We start from the raw sequence: 21,361 nt of genomic DNA on the forward strand, positions 1-21,361 counted from the left end.
GTAAATTGTAACTAAATAGGGACATTTAGGAATGTCTCCATTTTGGATTTCAATGAATAATGAACGGTGAACAAATCTATGCATATAGCATAGTTGTTCACCGTTCATTGTTTATAGTTTACCGTTTATAAAAACGTTCTTGATTACAGTTTTGCACGGATTGCTTTAGATTCTTCTTCATACCCCGGTTTGTCAAGCAACGCAAACATATTCTTTTTGTATGCTTCCACACCCGGTTGGTTGAATGGATTCACGCCTAGCAAGTAACCGCTGATACCGCAAGCCTTTTCGAAGAAATAGAGCAGACCACCGATGTTGTATTCGCTCAATTCCGGAAGTACGATACGCATATTAGGTACACCACCGTCTACGTGAGCCAACTGTGTTCCCAATTCGGCCATCTTGTTCACTTCGTCCACACGTTTGCCGGCTAAGAAATTCAAGCCGTCCAGATTTGCTTCATCAGAAGGAACTTCCAGTTTGTGGTTAACCTTCTCTACTGAAATCACCGTTTCAAAGATAGAACGTTCGCCTTCCTGAATCCATTGACCCATAGAGTGGAGGTCTGTTGAGAAATCTACCGATGCAGGGAAGATACCTTTATTGTCTTTTCCTTCAGATTCTCCGTAAAGCTGTTTCCACCATTCACTTACATAGTGCAGTTTTGGGCAGAAGTTAACGAGGATTTCGATCTTCTTACCATTTCTGTACAACTCATTGCGGGTAGCAGCGTAGATAGCAGCAGGGTTTTCAGCAAATGCAACGTCCGAACCACATACTTTTTCCATGTCGGCAGCACCGGCAACCAGTTTGTCGATATCAAATCCGGCCACTGCAATAGGCAGCAAACCAACCGGAGTCAGGACAGAGAAACGTCCGCCTACGTTATCGGGGATGATGAATGTTTTGTATCCTTCTTTGTCGGCTGTTACACGGGCAGCACCTTTCTTGGCATCCGTCACAGCAACGATTACTTTCTTTGCAGTTTCTTTGCCACGCTGATCTTCACATTGCTTTTTCAGCAAACGGAAAGCAAGAGCTGTTTCAGTAGTAGTTCCTGATTTGGAGATATTGATGACACCGAATTTCTTGTCTTTCAGATATTCAGTCAGTTCATACAGATAATCTTCGCTGATATTGTGTCCTGCATAGATCATGACAGGAGCTGTTTTCTTTTCCTGCAACCAAGTGAAGCTGTTAGACAAAGCTTCGATGACGGCACGGGCACCCAGATAGCTACCACCGATACCGGCTACGATTACTACTTCACAATTGTCTCTTAATACTTTTGCAGTAGCGTTCAGGTCGGCCAGGTGTTCTTTAGTGATAGAAGAAGGCAAATGCAACCATCCTAAAAAGTCGTTACCTTTGCCTGTACCTTTTTCAAGCATTTCCTGTGCGGCTTTTACTTCAGCTTCGTAAGCAAAAACCTTTTCTTTGGAGATGAATCCAAATGTTTTTTCAATGTTTAAACTAATCATATTTTTTAAGTATTAAGTTTTAAGTATTAAGTATTAGTCATCAAGTATGGATTGTCAAGTATGAGTACCTGCGGGTAATACTTAAATGCCTAATACTTAATACTTAATATTTTTTTATCTAAAAGAGTCAGTCAACAGTTTAATCTCGATCATTGGTGAGATACGTTCGTACAGAATGTTGTACACTGCGTCCAGTATCGGCATATTGACATGATGATGTTTATTGATTTCTTTGATACATTTCGTACCATAGTAACCTTCCGCAATCATTTCCATTTCAATTTGCGCACTCTTAACGGAATACCCTTTACCTATCATCGTTCCGAAAGTTCGGTTGCGACTGAAGTTGGAGTAACCGGTCACCAATAAATCCCCTAGATAAACAGATTCATCCACGTTTCTGTTCAACGGATGCACCGTATTCAAGAAACGGTTCATCTCCTGAATGGCGTTGGAGATCAATACAGCCTGGAAGTTGTCGCCATATTTCAGACCGCTACAGATACCGGCAGCGATGGCATATACGTTTTTGAGTACCGAACTGTATTCGATACCCGCTACGTCATCACTGACAGATGTTTTGATGAAGCTGCTTCCCAGACGACGTGCGAAGATACGTGCTTTGTCTTTGTCAGGGCAGGCGATAGTCAGGTAGGAGAGGCGTTCCAAGGCTACTTCTTCTGCGTGGCAGGGACCTGCAAGGACTGCTATATTTTCTGGTGGTACACCATATTCTTTTGTGAAGTATTCCGATACAATAACGTTGTCATCGGGTACGATTCCTTTGATAGCGGTGATGATAAACTTATCTTTTATCTTGGTTTTCAGTTTTTTCAGATGCGCCTTCAGATAAGGAGAGGGAGTGACGAAGATCAGTGTATCCGATTCTTTCACCACATCGTTGATGTTGGAACTGAACGTGATGCGTCTTGTATCGAATTTCACTCCTGTCAGATAAGCCGGATTGTGCCCTAATCGTTTAAAATCGGCAATGCGGTCGTCTCGCCGCATATACCAATTGATAGAGTCTTCCTGGGCCAGACACATCTTTGCGATGGCTGTAGCCCAACTTCCTCCGCCCATTATCGCTATCTTGCCGGGTAATTTCATTTGTATGGATTTGGATGAAGAACTTATTAAATTTTCTGTATCCACTCAGTTACGTCGTTTACCGACGGATTGGTCAGTTCTAATTTATATTTCTTGTTAATGCCACAGATGTCCTGGTGCAACTTCTGCGGATTGACATCTTTCATGTCAGCTACAGTGTTGTAACCGGCTTTTTGGATCACCGGAACCCAGTCTTCTGCGATTCCCAATTCCATATATTTAGCGGCAGCGTCTTTTTTCACTACTTTTTCCGGGCGCATTTGCGGGAAGAATAATACTTCCTGAATAGTGGTCTGTCCGGTCATTAACATTACCAGGCGGTCGATACCGATACCGATACCCGATGTAGGAGGCATACCATATTGTAAAGCACGCAAGAAGTCCTGATCGATAATCATCGCTTCATCGTCTCCCTTGTCGGCCAAACGCATCTGCTCTTTGAAACGTTCTTCCTGATCCAACGGGTCATTCAATTCCGAGTAAGCATTAGCCAGCTCTTTACCGTTCACCATTAACTCGAAACGTTCGGTCAGTCCCGGTTTAGAACGATGCATCTTGGTCAGCGGAGACATTTCAACCGGATAATCGGTGATGAAAGTCGGCTGGATATACGTACCTTCGCAGAATTCTCCGAAGATTTCATCAATCAGCTTGCCTTTACCCATTGTCTCGTCGATTTCCTCCATTTTCAGTTCCTTGCAAACTTGGCGGATTTCTTCTTCGCTCTTGCCGTTCAGGTCGTATCCTGTCTTTTCTTTGATAGCATCCAGGATAGGCAGGCGGCGGTAAGGAGCTTTGAAACTGATAGTTTTTCCGTCAACAACGCTTTCCGTACAGCCGTTTACAGCGATACAGATACGTTCCAGCAGTTTTTCGGTGAAATTCATCATCCAGTTGTAATCCTTGTACTGAACATAAAGTTCCATACAGGTAAATTCCGGATTGTGAGTTTTATCCATGCCCTCGTTACGGAAGTTCTTACCTATTTCATATACACCTTCAAAACCACCTACGATCAGTCGTTTCAGATAAAGCTCTGTTGCGATACGTAGGTAAAGGTCTATATCCAATGAGTTATGGTGAGTGATGAACGGGCGTGCACTGGCTCCACCGGCAATAGATTGCAGGATAGGAGTTTCCACTTCCGTGTAACCAGCCTCATCCAAAACGTTGCGCAATGTTTTCACTACAGTGGCGCGTTTCAGGAATGTTTCTTTGATACCGTCATTTACTACCAGGTCAACATAGCGTTGGCGATAACGGAGTTCGGGATCTTCAAAAGAGTCGTAAGCTACTCCGTCTTTGTATTTAACGATTGGCAACGGTTTGATAGACTTTGCAAGTACAGTCAGTTTCTTTGCATGGATACTGATTTCACCCATTTGTGTGCGGAACACGAAACCTTCGATACCGATAAAGTCACCTAAGTCGAGCAGGCGTTTAAATACAGCGTTGTACAGTTCTTTGTCTTCTCCCGGACAGATATCATCACGGGTGATGTACACCTGGATGCGACCTTTAGAGTCCTGCAATTCAACGAAAGAGGCTTTACCCATCACGCGGCGGCTCATGATACGGCCGGCTACGGAAACCTGCCGTGGCTCTTCGTCGTCTTTAAATTCAGCTTTAATATCTGTAGAGAAAGCATTGGTTACATACTCTGCTGCAGGGTATGGATCAATACCCATTGCACGAAGCTCATTCAGACTGTTACGTCGAATAATTTCCTGTTCACTTAGTTCTAATATATTCATCTCGTTACGTATTAACTCAATTTTGTGGGCAAAAATACGAAACTTTTCTCATATATCCTGTAATCCGTCTCTTTTTTGTATCTTTGCACCCTCAAACTAATAGGTATGACAGGACAAAAGACACCCACTGCGTTGGGTACGGAAAAGATTGGAAAGCTTTTAATGCAGTATGCCATTCCGGCAATTATCGCCATGACGGCGTCTTCTCTTTATAATATGGTAGATAGTATTTTCATTGGTCATGGAGTAGGGGCGATGGCTATCTCCGGGTTGGCATTAACCTTTCCGCTAATGAATCTTGCCGCGGCTTTTGGCTCTCTGGTAGGGGTAGGTGCGGCTACATTGATTTCTGTGAAGTTGGGCCAGAAAGATTATGATACCGCACAGCGGGTTTTGGGAAATGTGTTTGTATTAAACCTTATTATAGGTATCTCTTTTACGCTGGTCGTTCTGCCTTTTCTTGATCCGATACTTTATTTTTTCGGCGGAAGTGATGAGACTGTCAAATATGCCCGCGAATTTATGCAGGTTATTCTGCTGGGAAATGTGGTAACTCATTTATATTTGGGGCTGAATGCAGTGCTTCGTGCCTCGGGACATCCGCAGAAAGCGATGGTGGCAACCATCACGACCGTGTTAATCAATGTATTACTTGCACCTTTGTTTATTTTTGTATTCGACTGGGGAATTCGCGGGGCGGCCACAGCTACGGTTTGTGCGCAGTTGATCGCTTTGGTCTGGCAGCTTCATCTGTTCTGTCGCAAAGACGAACTGATACGATTGAAAAAAGGTATTTTCCGTTTGAAACGGAAGATCGTGTTGGATTCATTGGCTATCGGTATGTCTCCCTTCCTGATGAATATGGCGTCTTGCTTTATTGTGATTCTGATTAATCAGGGATTAAAAGAGCATGGAGGTGATTTGGCGATCGGTGCATTCGGTATTGTTAATCGTATTGTTTTTGTCTTTATTATGATTGTATTGGGACTGAACCAGGGGATGCAGCCCATTGCGGGATATAATTTTGGTGCGAAGCTCTATCCTCGTGTGACGGAAGTACTGAAAGTAACCATTTATTGTGCAACTGTAGTGACAACGATTGGTTTCCTGATAGGTATGTTCATTCCGGAAATCGTATCTTCCATTTTTACTTCGGACGCAGAATTAATCAGTATTGCGTCTAAGGGATTTCGTGTAGTGGTGTTCTTCTATCCGATTGTAGGTTTCCAGATGGTAGCTTCCAATTTCTTCCAGAGTATCGGAATGGCAAGTAAAGCCATTTTCTTGTCGCTGACCCGACAGATGTTATTCTTAGTGCCCTGTTTATTGATTCTACCTCATTATTATGGACAAATGGGTGTTTGGGCCAGTATGCCTGTGGCAGATTTGGCGGCTAGTCTTATATCCGGAGGTATGTTGTGGTGGCAGTTCCGGCAGTTTAAGAAAGTTACTGTTTGATAAGTTTGTTCCGATATTCTTTAGGAGATATGCCGACATACTGCTTGAAATATTTCCCGAAGAATGATTGTGTGGGGAAGTTGAGCTTGGTCGCTATTTCCTTAATACTTAAATCGGTATTATCGAGCAGATATTTGGCTTCTGTAATGACATTCTGTATAATCCACTGCAAAGCACTACTCCCTGATTTCTCCTTGATGACAGAAGAAAAATATCGGGCGGACAGACATTGCTTGTTTGCATAGAAAGTAACATCCCGTTCCTGATGATAATATCGATAGAGGGTAATCATGAAATTTTGGAAAATCTTATCCTTTTTGTCCTGTGGTAGTGGTGTTTGCGGTTCGTTGTTGAAATAGATGTTTAATAACTCATAGCATATCACTTGTCCCCAGGATTTGATTAATTCAGAAATTAAATGTTGTTTCTGTCGGGAACTGTTACAGATATTCTCCCTATTAATTCGTTTTTCTACAGATTTGAGCAAGTTCTCTACAAATGTATATTGCTCTTCGGAAAGCGACAGACAGGGATTTTCCCGCAAATAAAGCAAGTTTTCCGAGTTGGCTACTTTGTTTACTATCGGTATGACATAATCCAGATCGACCTCTATCATGATTCCTTTCAGGTCTGCGCTTCTTTGGCGTATCTGTAGAAGGTTGGCTGCAGTATATATGAAAAGATTCCTTTTGTTAATCTGATATGGTCTACCTCCCAGCAGGATTTCCGCCTGTCCTTTCTGGCAGAGGAAAAGTCCGCATTGGTTGAATTCGGAAATAATGCATCCTTCTTTCATGGAAGTATCTTCCGGAGATATTATAACATACTTGAATGGCATCAGTGGTTCCATATTCCTTTTCGTTGAAATGAATTTCCTTACAAAGTAACAAACAAATAAATACAAATAGCAAACTATTTCGGCTTTTTATCTTAGCTAACGTACAAATAGAACAATGTTTCGTCTAAATCAACCTTTCTCCTCATGTTTGCTTGGGATACTTTTGTGACAACTAACTAATAAGTGAAAATATGAGACGATTAGACTTCTTATTAACAGGATTTTTAGCAGTTCTATTGACTTCGTGTGGGCAACGTGTACAAAACACAGACAGTAAGCCGGCAGTGAAGATTGATACCGTACTTTCTGCCGACAGACAAATAGCTTTGCAGTTTCCGGGACGGGTGAAAGCGGCACAGGACATAAGTCTGTCTTTCCGGGTGAGTGGTACTATTCAGTATATGCATGTAAATGACGGTGCCTATGTGCGTAAAGGGCAATTACTGGCAGAATTAGATCCGACAGACTATCAGATTCAGCTGGATGCGGCAGAAGCAGAATATCAAAGTGTGAAAGCGGAGGCGGAACGGGTGATGGCACTTTATAAGGAAAATGTGACAACACCGGATGCTAACGATAAGGCCGTGTACGGATTGAGACAGATTACCGCCAAATATAACCATGCTAAAGATCAGTTGGCATACACCCGTTTGTATGCTCCTTTTAGCGGATATGTGCAGAAACGTCTTTTTGATTCCCATGAGACGGTAGCTGCCGGTATGCCCGTCGTTTCCATCATCAGTGAGGGAAGCCCGGAGGTAGAGATTAATCTTCCGGCAGTGGAATATATTCGTCGACAGCAGTTTACCCGCTATTATTGTACATTCGATATTTATCCTCATCAAAGATATGCTTTGGAACTGATTAGTGTCACCCCTAAGGCAAATGCCAATCAGTTGTACACCATGCGGCTTCAACTGAAGAAAGAAGATAAACAGGCAGTTCCATCGCCCGGCATGAATACAATGGTAACTATCGAATGTAGTGAAGGAGATGTGCGTAACCTGTCGGTTCCCGGTGGAGCGATTCTTCGTGAGAACGGGCGTACGAGTATCTTTCTTTATGATGCTTCCAGTCACGCTATTCGCCGTTGTGATGTGACAGTAACCCGTCTGCTTAGTGACGGCAGATGTCTGATTACTTCAGGAGAAGTGAATCCCGGTGACTTGGTTGTCGCTTCGGGGGTACATCATGTAAAAGAGGGAGAACAGGTGGAGCCGCTTCTTCCGGCTACTGAAACCAATGTGGGAGGACTGCTATGATTGATATTAGTAAATGGGCATTTGAGAACAAGAAGTTGATCTACTTCCTGATTGCCGTACTGATTGTAGGAGGAGCTTATTCCAGTTATGAAATGAGTAAACTGGAGGATCCCGAAATAACGGTAAAGCTCGCTATGGTAGTCACTACCTATCCCGGTGCGTCTGCACATCAGGTAGAGTTGGAAGTGACGGATGTGCTGGAGAAAAATATCCGCTCCATGGGGAATATAGATAATGTGGAAAGTTATTCCTACAATGATCTCTCTTTGATTCAGGTAGAACTGAAAACGACTGTCAAAGAGACGGATGTAGAGCAATGCTGGGATTTGTTGCGTCGTAAGGTGGCGAACGCACAGGCAGAACTTCCCGAAGGTGCCAGTCCTTCTATTGTAAAAGATGATTTTGGAAATGTTTACGGAATGTTTTTCGCTTTGACGGGTGACGGACTTTCCGACAGGGAACTGTCTGATTATTCAGAACTGGTGAAACGTGAAGTCAGTGAATTGGATGGGGTGGAGCGCGTTGACTTATACGGTAAACGTCCCGAATGTATTAACATCTCTCTCCTGCAAGACCGGATGGCCAACTTGGGTGTGAAACCCGCCGAAGTGCTAGCTACATTGAACGGACAGAACCAAACTACTTATACTGGTTATTATGATAATGGCGATAATCGTATCCGGGTGACAGTCAGTGATAAGTTTAAGACGGTGGAGGACATCGGTCGTATGCTGATTCAGGGACATGATGCCGATCAGTTGCGGTTGAGTGACATTGCCCGTATTGAGAAAGATTATGAAGACCCTACCCGCAACGAATTGTTTTATGACCGCCAGCGTGCGATAGGAATCATGGTGGCTGCTTCTCCGGATGCCGACATTATTAAAGTGGGGCATCGAGTGGAAAAGAAACTGGAGCAACTAAAGGCTGAACGCCTTCCGGCAGGAGTAGAGTGTCATAAGGTTTTCTATCAGCCGGAACGCGTAGGCACTTCGTTAGGGACGTTCATTCTTAATCTGATAGAATCTGTGATTATCGTAGTCGTTATCCTGATGATTGCTATGGGATTCAAGAGCGGGGTGATTATCGGTATCAGCCTGGTAGTGACGGTATTCGGTTCCTTCCTGTTCCTTTATTTTATGGATGGTACGATGCAGCGTGTTTCATTGGCCTCGTTCGTGCTTGCGATGGGGATGCTGGTGGATAACGCAATTGTTATCATTGACGGTATTTTGGTAGATTTGAAAGCCGGGAAGAGCCGGATGGAAGCAATGACTGCTATCGGACGGCAGACAGCAATGCCTTTGCTGGGAGCTACTCTGATTGCCATCATTGCTTTTCTTCCTATCTTTATGTCGCCTGATACGGCAGGCGTCTATACGCGCGATTTGTTTATCGTACTCGCTGTTTCCCTGTTGCTTAGCTGGGTGCTGGCCTTAGTGCACGTTCCGTTGATGGCCGACCGGATTTTGCGTCCGGAAATCTCTGCGACAACTGCTGCCGGAAAGCGTGTGTATGAAGGAAAGATTTATGCCGTGCTTCGTTCATTGTTGACATTCAGTTTGGCGCATCGTTGGAGCTTTGTGTTTACAATGATCGCTTTGGTATTACTTTCAGCTTTCAGTTACCGTTTCATGAAGCAGGGCTTTTTCCCGGATATGGTCTACGACCAGCTTTATATGGAATATAAATTGCCGGAAGGAACTAACTCCACTCGCGTGGCGCGTGACTTGGAGGAAATCGAAGCTTACCTGAAAAAACGTCCGGAAGTCACACACGTCACTGCTTCTATCGGTGGTACTCCTGCCCGTTATAACTTGGTGCGTAACGTAGCCAATCCCTCCTTATCTTACGGTGAATTGATTATCGACTTCACCTCTCCGGACGATTTGGTGGATAACATGGCGGAAATTCAACAATATCTTTCGCAACATTATCCGGATGCTTACGTAAAGATGAACCGCTACAACCTGATGTTCAAAAAATACCCTATTGAAGCGCAGTTTACCGGTCCTGACCCTGCTGTTTTGCATCAGTTGGCGGATAGTGCCCGCAAGATTATGGAGAATTGTCCGGATGTTTACCTGATTACCACGGACTGGGAACCGCAAATCCCGGTACTGACTATTGAATATGACCAGCCTGCGGCACGTGCTATCGGATTGAGCCGTAATGATGTAAGCCTTTCTTTACTGACCGCTACCAGCGGCATCCCTATCGGGTCTTTCTACGAAGGTATTCATAAAGATAATATCTACTTGCGTTGCCTGGACGAACACGGAAATCCGATTGAAAACCTGGACAATACGCAGGTATTCTCGTCTCTTCCTTCTCTGAACGGTTTGCTGACACAGGAAATGATGATGAAACTGAAGACAGGAACACTATCAAAAGAAGAATTGGTGGAAACGTTGATGGGAACAACTCCGTTAAAACAAATCAGTAAGCGGATTGATGTGAAGTGGGAAGATCCGGTGGTTCCCCGTTATAACGGGCAGCGTAGCCAACGGGTGCAATGTTCTCCTGTTCCGGGGGTAGAAACGGAGAAGGCGCGGCAATCCATTGCCGCGCAGATTGAACAGATTCCGCTGCCTGACGGATATCGGCTTCAATGGCAAGGCGAGAGGAACGCCAGCACAAAGTCTATGCAATATCTGTTCAAGAATTTCCCGTTTGCTATCATTCTGATGATATCCATTCTAATCATGCTGTTCAAAGATTACCGGAAACCGGTTATCATCTTCTGTACTATTCCGCTGGTATTTGTCGGTGTGGTTGCCGTAATGCTGCTTACCGGGAAGACATTCAACTTTGTGGCTATCGTCGGTACATTGGGGTTGATCGGTATGATTATTAAGAACGGTATTGTCTTGATGGATGAGATCACTTTGCAAATTAATCAGGGAGTGGAACCTGTGACGGCATTGATAGACAGTTCGCAAAGTCGTCTCCGTCCCGTGATGATGGCTTCGCTGACTACGATTTTGGGAATGATTCCATTGTTGCCGGATGCTATGTTCGGTTCGTTGGCGGCTTCTATCATGGGTGGGTTGCTGTTCGGCACGTTGATAACGTTGCTTTTTATCCCGATTTTGTATGCATTATTCTTTCATATAAAAAAGACAGACAAATGAAAAAAGAAATTCTTGTAGCCATTAGTGTAGCGGGTGTATTGTTCGGCCTGTCGGTTTCTCTTGCCGCGCAAGAAAAACTAAGTCTGGCGCAATGCCGTGAAATGGCACTGAAATATAATAAGGATATGGCTGCCGCTAATAAGCAGACGGAAGCAGCCCGATTGATGTCTCTTAGTTATAAAGCCAATTTCTTCCCTAATTTTACAGCCAACGGAACGGGTATTTATAGCACAGCGGATGGAAGTCTCGGAGTTCCGGGAGGAAACCTTCCGGTTTTCCTGCCCAATCCTGCTACCGGAGAACTGGTATCGAGCGGTTTCGCTTATTTTCCCGGACTGAATCTGGACTATAAGGTCGGAACTGTTTACTCGGGCGGTATACAAGTGGAGCAACCTCTTTATATGGGAGGAAAAATCCGTGCCGCCTATAAAATGTCACTACTGGGAAAAGAAATGGCACACTTGAACGAAGCCTTAACTACTTCGGAAGTTATTCTGAATACAGATAAAGCATACGTGCAGTTAGTGAAAGCCAAGGAAATGAGAAAAGTGGCGGAAAAATATCACGCCTTACTGACGGAACTTTTCAAAAATGTGAAGAGTGCTCACCGGCATGGCATGAAACCGCAGAATGATGTACTGAAAGTGCAGGTGAAGCTCAACGAGAGTGAACTTTCTTTGCGAAAGGCTGATAACGCCCTCCGTCTTGCGGGTATGAATCTCTGTCATTACATCGGACGCCCTTTGACAGCACAGATTGATATATCTGATGATTTTCCGGAAGTGGAGCAGGAATGGAAAGTGCAGGTTTCTGATATTACCGCCCGTCCTGAATATGGAATCTTGAACAAACAAATAGCCATTGCCGAGCAGGAAGTAAAGCTGAATCGTAGTGAACTATTGCCGCGTATCGGTGTCAGAGGTAGTTATGATTATCTTCACGGATTGGAAGTCAATGATGAAACTTTGATGAAAAAGGGTGCTTTTTCCGTATTCCTGAATGTCTCTGTCCCTCTGTTTCATTTTGGCGAACGTACCAATAAAGTAAAGTCTGCCAAAGTGAAGTTGGAACAAGCTCGTCTTGAACAGGAAAATGTCAATGAAAAGATGTTGCTGGAGTTGATGCAAGCTGCCAATAATCTGGATGAGGCCCGGTTGGAAACGGAGCTTTCCGAACGTTCGCTGGAACAGGCAGAGGAGAATATGAAAGTCAGTGGTAAGCAATATGAAGTGGGACTGGAAACTCTTTCGGATTATCTGGAAGCACAAGTGCTTTGGCAGCAGGCTTATCAGACGAAAGTGGATGCCTATTTCCAATTGTATGTGAATTATGTGGCTTATTTGAAAGCGGCGGGACAACTGCAATGATAAAACCAGTATTCTGGACATCCTTATGGAATGTCCAGAATACTGGTGATGATTTGTACCTGTCGGGGAGTAAAAGTTCGTGTACGCGGATGATAACCTGTGGCAGTCAATAACCGGAGCAGTTCTTTATTTATTTTAATCCATTTGGTGAATATGCGTATGGCGCAACGGGGGGTAATGTTCGGATTGTACATACAAGCCAATTCCTTTTTCTTATAAGTTTTAATGCGAAACGGAATTTCTTCCTCTTCTGATGGCAATTCTTTCATGTTGATATTTTAATGTTTTAAGATGTTGTAAAGATACAAAATAAAAAAGGCGTTGTCAAGTCTTTTACAGGAATACTTTGGGAAACAGTATCCGCCCGTAGGCGGGTACTGTTTTCCTGCTTTTAAAGGCTGATGATTAATCTTATGCTGCCGGGTCCGGTGCTTCTCCTTTGCCGTCATCCGGGTTTGGATTCGGGTTGGGATCCGGTTGCTCCGGGCTGATGGAACCATCATCGGAAGCCACCGCTTTTTGAACACTGACTTTACTTAGCATCTCTTTGAATTTGTAGCCCGGAGTGAAAATGATTTTCACTCTGCGTATCGTATCGCTATCTACCTCTTTTTCAGTATCCTGACTTTCGCAATTCATACCAGGACGGAAGCATCCGAAATCTCCTAATTGAACAGAGATGCCTTTTCTAAGGTTGAGATTTAATGTATCGATCAAAGCATCAAGTACAAATTTTACCGCTCCACTGGGGACCATTCCTACTTTGGTGATTTCCTCGCACAAATCTCTGAAATCCACCGTATTGGTGATTACATTTTGTGCTACATACTTTTCAGCTTTAGTTTTATCAAAGCCGAATGTTCTTTTTTTAATGACGTATCTAAGTGCCATAATTTTTTGTTTTTTAAATTAGTTACTTTATTTATCAATTCTCTTTGTGATCACGATGCAAAGATACTATGGGCACTTTCCGGGGAGGTGCTTTAACGGTCCTAGATGTACGTACTTTGATTCACTTTTATTTATTTTGTTTGTATGATTCTGATTTATAGATCCTTATATATTCTGCTTTAATAGCCATTTCCAAATAGGGAATATTTCAATCAGTTTCACGATACTCAAATGTTCTTGATAATCATAAAATATGCCGAAAAACGATGAACGTTGCAAGAATAAACACTATATTTGTACATATTACACTAAGATAATAGAGGTATAGTATGCTACATTCAAGCCAATCAGCCCCCGTTGTTGATGGCAAAGTCATGGAGTTTGTGATTTTTGCCATTGAGAGTGCCGCCCAGAAGTTGGGTATTCCGGCTCCTACTCTCTATAACCGTTTGGAAAAACTGAATCTTATCCGTCAATACCTGATAAGTGGATATGACATGCTTCACACCCAGAGTCGTGAGTACATAGCCGATACGTTGGTAGAAGCTCTTGAAAACTGGGAAGCCTACTATAAAGAAAAAGGAGAATTTGTATGAAAGTCTATCATGGTAGTACGCAGGCCGTAGAATATCCTTTGGTCGGTGTCGGACGCGAAAACCTCGACTTTGGTAAAGGATTCTATGTAACAGATATCTATGCCCAGGCTGAACGTTGGGGAGCTGTCATGGCATTACGCCATCCTGGTAGCACATCTGTAGTAAACATATACGAGCTTGATGTTGAAAAGATAAATTCATCCGGATACAAATGGCTTCACTTTGACGGGTATAACAATGATTGGTTGGAATTTATTGTCAGTAGCCGTTTAGGAAAACAGCCATGGTTGGAGTACGACATTGTGGAAGGCGGTATTGCTAATGATCGGGTTTTCGACACAATAGAAAATTTTATGGAAAACCAGATTACTAAAGAAGTAGCTTTAGGACGTTTGCGTTTTGAGCAGCCCAACAATCAGTTATGCATTCTCAATCAACGTCTTATTGACGAGTGTCTCTCTTTCAAAGAATATATAACAATAAAATAAACTACGTTTATGATAGATGTATTAGTATGGAATAAATACACTCGTGTGGTGATGCAATTAGCGGAGCGTTTGAATATTTCTCCCGAAAAAGCATTGTACTTGTTCTATAACAGTAAGGTATACGCATTGCTTCTTAATAAACAATACCCGCTTATAACATTGAGTGATGCCTACATCACTGATGAAATCATACTTGAGTTACAACAGCAATAATCCTGTTGTAACTCTTAATTCTACTTGTTCCAAGAGTTTATACCTTTATATATACAGTCAACTTTCCAACCCCTTCTTTCCGTATTATTCCGTCAGTGATAAAGGAATTTAATTCTTCAATAGCCACTTTTTTATTTCGTCCTGTCAGATGGCTATAATCTGTCCGGCTGATGAATAGGTGATTTTCCAAGTATGTGTTGAGGCGGTCGCGACACGTCTCACGGGAGATACTATTTTTCTTAGGGCGTGTGATAGATTCTCCTCGTTGCAGCCTCATTTTGTCGCCTACTTCTTTCTTGAATGGACGACTTGCGCGGAAATTAATATTTTTCATTTGGACAGACGCTGCCCGAATTTCTTTTTTATCTTTAACCGGCGGACATTGCAACGATGTAGAGAAGAATCCGAAGTTTCCCATTTCTACATTCCAACCGTCGGCTAGTAAATCCCGTGCTTCATTGGCAAAGGCTTCCATGGCTCCTGCCAATAAACTTCTGCTGATACCGGTAAATTTGTGGACACGATCCAGAAACTCTTCTTTATCTACGGTTCCTTTGGAGACAATACGGGCATGTAGCGGTTGTTTCTCTTCTTTGTTTGGACTAGGAGTCTCAAATAAGTCATATATTGCACTCATATACTAATGTTTAGTGGTTTTATAGTTACTGTTAAATCGTTCTACAGCTGTTGACTTTTAGTTCCACAGTTGTTTCCCTTTAGTTCCACATCTGTTATTGTTTCGTTCCATATTTGTGGAACGAATTGATGTGTGCTACAAAAGTAGCTAGTTTATACAAGAGAGAGGTGCTTTAATTGTAGAGTGGTTTCTTATTTGAATAAGATAACTAATTGAAGCCTGTCTATTTATATACATACGCTTTAATTATACAATCATCATTCTAAACATTTATGCCTCTCTCTTGTTATTTTCCGAAAAGTATTTGTACCTTTGTCATTGGAACGTAGCATGCCTTTGTGGTATGCGATTGTGCGTTTCCTCGGTGAACAGGAAATCGTAGCGGATTTTTTTTCAGACACCGGGAGACGCCTGTACTTCTATGACTTCTCATAGGGTACGGGCTGTCTGCCCGTGTCTGAAAGGTAGCCGCTACTACCTCCTGTTTGCGGGATTGTGGCAGCTCCGTACTCTTTTATAATAAAAGGTACGGAACTAGTTGATATTATTAATCTAGTTCCGTTTTTTTATGTCAAATTGGCTCACAACAAAACAGATGTCTGAAAGACGCGACATTCAAGAAGCTATTCTAAAGAATTGGGCAAATCTTGGATACATTACGAGTTCCCGAATCAACGATCAGTTGTTTTTGGATGATGAGAGTTTGGATGCTTATCTGGAAGCTCATAAAAGACTTGGTTTAGAAGCAGGTTACCTTTCTAAAATCGTAGAAGAAAAGAAACTGGAACGGGACTTTATCATTTCAAAATACGATGATCTACTATATGTATTGAGAACACAGAAGACTTGTAAACCTCTATATGAAATAATCATTCGTGAACTGGCAGCATTGATTCTTCACCCTGTTACCCGCGATATCTTCTATTCAATTTCTACAGGAGAATCAGTAGCGAAAGTGGCTGATCGGCATCGAATTACCTATGGGAAGACATTGCAAATGTATAACTCTATACTTAAAGGGTTGAATTTGAAGAAAGATATATTGGCTACTTATCGAAAGCGTGCTATCGATGCTCGTTTTTTATCTTTGGCAGACAATAATAAGAATATAAATGTTGGGCAGGAGGAGTGGATACTTCAATTGCCTGTTTGTAAAGTAGCTGATACCCGGTTGGCTAATATCTTGTATAATCAAGATGTTCGAACGGTAAAGGACTTATTGGAAATCGTATCGGGAAGAGGTTGAAAAAGTCTGTTGAGAATAGAAGGAGTAGGAAAAACTTCCTACTATCATTTATTATCCAAACTTCAGATGATAGGTGTTGTGGATGAAAGTCTGGATCGGATTCTTGCCGGATGCTCTAATGGTAAGTTCGATAATAAATGACGGGTAGGACATAATTATGGAAAGAGAGATGATATAAAGAGGTTATTTTAAAGGAAAGATAGAGATTTCAACTTCTAAAATAGCCTCCTTATATTGTATATGTATGAACATAAGGTTTATCTTTCTGCCTCTATTGTATAAGTAAAGCTGTCCGCCCGGTAATATCCGACGTTGTATTCAATAGGTACTCCGTTCACATCATAAACAAATCTTTTCCTTATTAATATAGGGTCATTGGATTTTATCTCCAGTTTCTCTGCAATAAATTCTCCTGCAAGTCTGGCTGAAATCTCCTCCTTGCTGGTTTTTACTACTATATTATATTGGGTTTCCAGCATTTCGTATAAGGGGCGTGTATAATCTTCCTCTCCGGTCAGTGGAATATTGGGGTTGAAATAAGAGATGAAGTAAACAAACGGATATTCTTTTTTTCCTCTGACGCGCTCCATCACTACACAGCGAGTGTCGGGACTGGAACCTAAATCAAAGAACGTACCGATTTCTTCGGTTGGACGCTTTAAACTGATATGCAGCTCGAAATTGCGAATCTCTATACCTAACATCTTCATTTCCTGTGAGAAACTAAGCCAGTTTTTTACTCCGCCTACGATACCTTTCTTTACTACCTTCGTTCCGTAGCCTTTCTTGCGTACCAAAAGCCCCTCAAACACGAGCTTGTTGATAGCTTGTCTCAATGTGTTCCTTGAAATATGCAATTGTTCAGACAATTCGACCTCGTTGGGAAATAGCTTCCCGTTTTTGTACTCTTCAGATTCTATGAGTCTTCTTAGTATCTCTTCTGCCTGAATATGAAGCGGTTTATCACTATTATGATCTAATTTCATATCTATCCTGATTGGTTTATTTTCAGCAAATATAAGATTTATCAAAAAATAATCCAAGTTTTGTTTGGAATAAAAATAAAATCTATATATTTGCACAATTGAAAGTATGTATGAACATATAAAATTTAAAAACGCTATAAACATGAGAAAAGCTAATTATGATAAATTTCCTTCTACGAAGCTGACGGGGATGCTTGTTCAGGGTTGGGATATTATCATTTCTATGTTAAAAGAGAAAATGGATGCAAGAAAAGTGCTGGCTGTGGATTTATATACAGGAGTATATGAAGAAGAAGTGCTGGATGCTTTTTCAAAAGAATTCTCCGGAAGAGTGATGAATGTACGTGATTTGATGAAGCCGGAAAAAGAAATTCAAACGTTGACAGAACGCTTCATGACTGAAGATGTATTATTCGGCTATGTCACCAATTTGAAGCTGGAAGATTATTTGGATGCGGATAAGGTGGCTGCTGCACGGAAACAAATCAGTGAAGCAAAAGACGCCATTGTAATCATAGGTACGGGTGCTTCTGTTGTTGCTCCGCAGGATGCGATGGTGGTTTATGCGGATATGGCACGTTGGGAAATCCAACAACGTTTCCGTCGGCATGAGGTAAAAGCTTTAGGTATAGACAATCGGAACGATGCCGTTTCTTTGCAATACAAGAGAGGGTATTTCAACGATTGGAGAGTATGTGATAGGTATAAGGAAAGATTGTTTGGCAGGGTAGAATTCTGGATTGACACCCATGTGGCCGGGACACCGAAGATGATTGATAAGGATACTTTCTTTAAAGGGGTAGAGGCAACGGTGAACACACCGTTCCGGGTAGTTCCTTTCTTCGATCCGGCTCCCTGGGGTGGTCAATGGATGAAAGAGGTTTGCGACCTGGATCGTGAACGCGAAAATTTCGGCTGGTGCTTTGACTGTGTACCTGAAGAGAACAGCCTTTATTTTGAAGTGAATGGAGTGCGCTTTGAACTGCCTTCGGTTGATTTGGTTTTACTGAAAAGTAAAGAGTTGCTTGGTGAACCGGTGGAGGCACGCTTTGGAAAAGACTTCCCTATTCGTTTCGACTTTTTGGATACGATGGGCGGAGGTAATTTGAGTTTGCAGGTGCATCCTACTACTCAATTTATCCGTGACAGCTTCGGTATGTACTACACGCAGGATGAAAGTTACTACATGGTAGACGCGGAAGAAGATGCCGTAGTTTATCTGGGAGTGAAGACAGGAGTGGACAAAGAAGCGATGATCGGCGATTTGCGTAAAGCACAAAAAGGTGAACTGGTGTTTGACGCAGAAAAGTACGTAAATAAGATTCCGACAAAGAAACACGATCACTTCCTGATTCCGGGAGGAACTGTTCATTGTTCCGGTGCCAACAGTATGGTGCTTGAAATCAGCTCGACTCCGAACCTCTTTACTTTCAAACTATGGGACTGGCAACGCTTGGGACTGGATGGAAAACCGCGTCCGATCAATGTGGAACGTGGTAAATGCGTTATCAACTGGAATCGCGATACGGAATATGTGAATGAACACCTTCGCAATCAGTTTAAGGAAGTTGCTTCCGGAGAAGGTTGGGTGGAAGAACGTACCGGACTGCATCCGAATGAATTTATCGAAACTCGTCGCCACCGTTTCTCATCACCGGTGTTGCATCACACAAACGATAGTGTAAATGTACTGAATCTGTTGGAGGGAGAAGAGGCCGTAGTTGAGAGTCCTACTCATGCTTTTGAACCTTTCGTGGTGCATTATGCTGAAACATTTATCATTCCTGCTTCTGTGGGTGAATATACAATAAAACCTTATGGAAAGTCCTGTAATAAGGAATGTGTCACTATCAAGGCGTATGTCAGATTTTAGTAGTTGAACTTTTTAAGCCTAAAATAGTATATGTATGAATATGATAAACGGGTCGTTTTGACCCTGGATGCAGGAGGAACAAATTTTGTGTTTTCTGCCATTCAAGGAAATAATGAAATGATAAGCCCAATAAGTCTTCCGGCGGTTTCTGATAATTTAGACGAATGTTTGGAAGTATTGGTAAAGGGGTTTGATAGAGTAATAGCTGCTATATCAGTTCCTCCGGTAGCAATAAGTTTTGCTTTTCCGGGTCCTGCTGATTATAAGAATGGAATTATTGGCGATTTGCCCAATTTTCCTTCATTCAGAGGAGGTGTTGCATTAGGTCCTTTTTTAAAGCATAAATACAGAATTCCGGTTTTTATAGAAAATGACGGAAATCTGTTTGCTTACGGTGAAGCCTTATCGGGTGCATTACCTATGATAAACAGAGAGTTATCTTTAGCTGGTTGCAGCAGGGAATATAAAAATTTGATTGGTATAACATTGGGAACGGGATTCGGCGCAGGAGTTGTTATAGATAAAGTCTTATTGACCGGAGATAATGGTTGTGGAGGGGATATCTGGCTTATGAGAAATAAGAAATATCCAGATATGCTTGCCGAAGAAAGTGTTAGTATACGCGCTGTGAAAAGAGTGTATGGCGACTTGTCCGGACAAAACTCTGCCTCATTGAGTCCAAAGGATATTTATGACATTGCTGAAGGTATAAAGGAAGGCAACCGTCATGCAGCAATCACAAGTTTTAATGAACTTGGCATGATGGCAGGTGCTGCTGTCGCTTCGATGCTGAATGTTGTGGATGGCCTGGTGGTTATAGGTGGTGGGGTTGCAGGCGCATCAAAGTATATATTGCCTGCTCTGATAACAGAACTTAGAACACAACTGACTACTTTTTCGGGAAATAAGTTTCCATGTGTTTCCATGGAGGTATATAATGGAGAAGATGAATCGGAAAGAGCTCGCTTTTTGAGTTTATCTGATAGTCAGGTTGTCATTCCAGGTACTCGTTTGACTACTACCTATCATCAATTAAAACAGACCTTGGTACTGTGTAGTAAAGAAGGTGCCAGCCGCTCTATTATGCGAGGTGCTTATGCCTATGCGCTACAAAAAATAGACTTAACGTAATATTCGTAAACTAAATATCATATGAAAACACTTAAAAAAATCATTTTCATTTCTATTGTGTTAGGAATGATATCATCATTAATTATTTCGTGTAAAAATGATGATAAGGGACAGACAGGGTTACTGACCTTAAGTACTTTGGAGGGGAAAATTAAGATTGGGGATTATGTTTCTGTAGAACTGTCACTGCCTCATCCTGATTTGATTTCGAAAATTGTGGTTAAAAAAAGTATCGAAGGAAAAGAAGTCAGTTCCTATTTAAAGGAATTGAATGTGAGGGAATTGAGCTTTCCATATACATTTACTGAGGAGATTATTGCCGGTGATGAAAATGGAATATTAGTGTACTCTTTTTATGGAATGGATGAGAATAACAGTGTGGTGGATGCCGCAGATCTGGTTTTAACAGTGGAGCTGGCGCAGATTCCGTTATTGCTAAAATATGACTGGGTATTGGCATCACAAACTATTAAAGGAGAAGATACAGCTACTCCTGACTTGAAAGATGATATACACCGGTTTAATTCAGACTTGACTTGGCAGGTTGATTGGGGATTCATATTCTCAAGTGCCGCTTTGGAAACGTTAAATTCCTATTGTGCATGGAAGGTTACTATGGACGGAGCTACTGTCAAGACTTTATCTACCATTCACTATAATGTGTTTTCACCGTCCCAAGCTTTGATGACTCATTATAATGTATTGCAGTTGTCAGATCGTAAAATGATATTGGAAAGTTATCAAGACCTTTCAGGACTGGGGGGTGACTATTCTTCAAATGAAAGAGTGCTGGAAGTCTATACGCCAGTATCCAAAACCGAAGATTTTACTCCTTATCGGGGACAGAATCCAGATAATTATATTGTAGCGTCTTGTAATCCGGGATCTTATTAATA

At 42.1% G+C, this 21,361-nt stretch carries 18 protein-coding genes and 1 pseudogene; 11 read left to right on the plus strand and 8 right to left on the minus strand.

The features are described 5' to 3' along the window. Positions 1–143: 143 nt before the first annotated feature. The 3 genes from DW862_RS16880 to lysS all read right to left on the minus strand — a co-directional run bounded on the left by DW862_RS16880 (position 144) and on the right by lysS (position 4,345). The gene (locus DW862_RS16880; RefSeq protein WP_004299377.1) at positions 144–1,481 is read right to left on the minus strand and encodes a glucose-6-phosphate isomerase; all 1,338 of its coding nucleotides are present in this window, start codon (positions 1,479–1,481) and stop codon (positions 144–146) included. A 114-nt stretch (positions 1,482–1,595) separates the two neighbouring features. Beyond that, positions 1,596–2,591: an NAD(P)H-dependent glycerol-3-phosphate dehydrogenase gene (locus DW862_RS16885; RefSeq protein ID WP_004299378.1), complete on the minus strand. Its 996-nt coding sequence runs from the start codon at positions 2,589–2,591 to the stop codon at positions 1,596–1,598. 26 nt (positions 2,592–2,617) lie between these two features. Then, positions 2,618–4,345, minus strand: a complete 1,728-nt coding sequence (gene lysS, locus DW862_RS16890; RefSeq protein WP_049702077.1) for a lysine--tRNA ligase — start codon at positions 4,343–4,345, stop codon at positions 2,618–2,620. Positions 4,346–4,450: 105 nt separating this feature from the next. Here lysS and DW862_RS16895 point away from each other — a divergent pair, with 105 nt between their 5' ends. Further along, on the plus strand, positions 4,451–5,803 hold the full coding sequence (locus DW862_RS16895) for an MATE family efflux transporter (protein ID WP_004299380.1): 1,353 nt from the start codon (positions 4,451–4,453) through the stop codon (positions 5,801–5,803). On the opposite strand, the gene DW862_RS16900 is transcribed toward DW862_RS16895, so the two are convergent. Next, positions 5,793–6,653: a helix-turn-helix domain-containing protein gene (locus tag DW862_RS16900; RefSeq protein ID WP_117683260.1), complete on the minus strand. Its 861-nt coding sequence runs from the start codon at positions 6,651–6,653 to the stop codon at positions 5,793–5,795. The two genes, DW862_RS16895 and DW862_RS16900, sit on opposite strands and share 11 nt — an antisense overlap. A gap of 179 nt (positions 6,654–6,832) precedes the next feature. Between DW862_RS16900 and DW862_RS16905 the strand changes: the two genes are divergently transcribed. Genes DW862_RS16905 through DW862_RS16915 form a run of 3 tightly spaced genes read left to right on the plus strand, consistent with a single transcriptional unit; the run spans position 6,833 to position 12,404 of the window. Beyond that, positions 6,833–7,903, plus strand: a complete 1,071-nt coding sequence (locus DW862_RS16905; RefSeq protein WP_022275942.1) for an efflux RND transporter periplasmic adaptor subunit — start codon at positions 6,833–6,835, stop codon at positions 7,901–7,903. After that, positions 7,900–11,037: an efflux RND transporter permease subunit gene (locus DW862_RS16910; RefSeq protein WP_118195549.1), complete on the plus strand. Its 3,138-nt coding sequence runs from the start codon at positions 7,900–7,902 to the stop codon at positions 11,035–11,037. Before DW862_RS16905 ends, DW862_RS16910 begins: the two co-directional genes overlap by 4 nt. Beyond that, positions 11,034–12,404, plus strand: a complete 1,371-nt coding sequence (locus tag DW862_RS16915) for a TolC family protein (RefSeq protein ID WP_044130663.1) — start codon at positions 11,034–11,036, stop codon at positions 12,402–12,404. The genes DW862_RS16910 and DW862_RS16915 overlap by 4 nt, the downstream gene beginning before the upstream one ends. Before the next feature lie 23 nt (positions 12,405–12,427). On the opposite strand, the gene DW862_RS16920 is transcribed toward DW862_RS16915, so the two are convergent. Together DW862_RS16920 and DW862_RS16925 are read right to left on the minus strand one after the other, a co-directional pair. Further along, a complete protein-coding gene (locus DW862_RS16920; protein WP_004299385.1) occupies positions 12,428–12,673 on the minus strand; it encodes a DUF4248 domain-containing protein in 246 nt (81 codons plus the stop codon). 142 nt (positions 12,674–12,815) lie between these two features. After that, on the minus strand, positions 12,816–13,295 hold the full coding sequence (locus DW862_RS16925) for an HU family DNA-binding protein (RefSeq protein ID WP_004313515.1): 480 nt from the start codon (positions 13,293–13,295) through the stop codon (positions 12,816–12,818). Between the two features lie 329 nt (positions 13,296–13,624). Here DW862_RS16925 and DW862_RS16930 point away from each other — a divergent pair, with 329 nt between their 5' ends. The 3 genes from DW862_RS16930 to DW862_RS16940 are packed head-to-tail and all read left to right on the plus strand — an operon-like array spanning position 13,625 to position 14,592. Further along, positions 13,625–13,891 (plus strand): DUF3791 domain-containing protein, encoded by a 267-nt coding sequence (locus DW862_RS16930; RefSeq protein ID WP_004313517.1) that lies wholly within the window; start codon positions 13,625–13,627, stop codon positions 13,889–13,891. Beyond that, the gene (locus DW862_RS16935) at positions 13,888–14,379 is read left to right on the plus strand and encodes a DUF3990 domain-containing protein (RefSeq protein ID WP_115484963.1); all 492 of its coding nucleotides are present in this window, start codon (positions 13,888–13,890) and stop codon (positions 14,377–14,379) included. The genes DW862_RS16930 and DW862_RS16935 overlap by 4 nt, the downstream gene beginning before the upstream one ends. A gap of 9 nt (positions 14,380–14,388) precedes the next feature. After that, entirely contained in the window at positions 14,389–14,592 is a 204-nt protein-coding gene (locus tag DW862_RS16940) for a DUF3791 domain-containing protein (RefSeq protein WP_049702082.1), read from the plus strand. 37 nt (positions 14,593–14,629) lie between these two features. Here the strand turns inward: DW862_RS16940 and DW862_RS16945 are convergent, their stop codons facing one another. Next, on the minus strand, positions 14,630–15,229 hold the full coding sequence (locus DW862_RS16945) for a DsbA family protein (RefSeq protein ID WP_015531404.1): 600 nt from the start codon (positions 15,227–15,229) through the stop codon (positions 14,630–14,632). Between the two features lie 595 nt (positions 15,230–15,824). Here DW862_RS16945 and DW862_RS26415 point away from each other — a divergent pair. Next, positions 15,825–16,616: pseudogene (locus DW862_RS26415) on the plus strand (hypothetical protein). 116 nt (positions 16,617–16,732) lie between these two features. Here the strand turns inward: DW862_RS26415 and DW862_RS16960 are convergent. After that, positions 16,733–17,461 (minus strand): GntR family transcriptional regulator, encoded by a 729-nt coding sequence (locus DW862_RS16960; protein WP_008024915.1) that lies wholly within the window; start codon positions 17,459–17,461, stop codon positions 16,733–16,735. Between the two features lie 142 nt (positions 17,462–17,603). Between DW862_RS16960 and DW862_RS16965 the strand changes: the two genes are divergently transcribed. Genes DW862_RS16965 through DW862_RS16975 form a run of 3 tightly spaced genes read left to right on the plus strand, consistent with a single transcriptional unit; the run spans position 17,604 to position 21,359 of the window. Further along, the gene (locus tag DW862_RS16965) at positions 17,604–19,334 is read left to right on the plus strand and encodes a class I mannose-6-phosphate isomerase (protein WP_120069519.1); all 1,731 of its coding nucleotides are present in this window, start codon (positions 17,604–17,606) and stop codon (positions 19,332–19,334) included. A gap of 30 nt (positions 19,335–19,364) precedes the next feature. Then, the gene (locus tag DW862_RS16970; protein WP_120069489.1) at positions 19,365–20,465 is read left to right on the plus strand and encodes an ROK family protein; all 1,101 of its coding nucleotides are present in this window, start codon (positions 19,365–19,367) and stop codon (positions 20,463–20,465) included. Positions 20,466–20,486: 21 nt separating this feature from the next. After that, positions 20,487–21,359 (plus strand): hypothetical protein, encoded by an 873-nt coding sequence (locus DW862_RS16975; protein WP_120069492.1) that lies wholly within the window; start codon positions 20,487–20,489, stop codon positions 21,357–21,359. Positions 21,360–21,361: the final 2 nt, after the last annotated feature.

The sequence above is a fragment of the Bacteroides sp. AM37-9 genome, assembly GCF_003603455.1.
Classification (GTDB): Bacteria; Bacteroidota; Bacteroidia; order Bacteroidales; family Bacteroidaceae; genus Bacteroides; species Bacteroides xylanisolvens.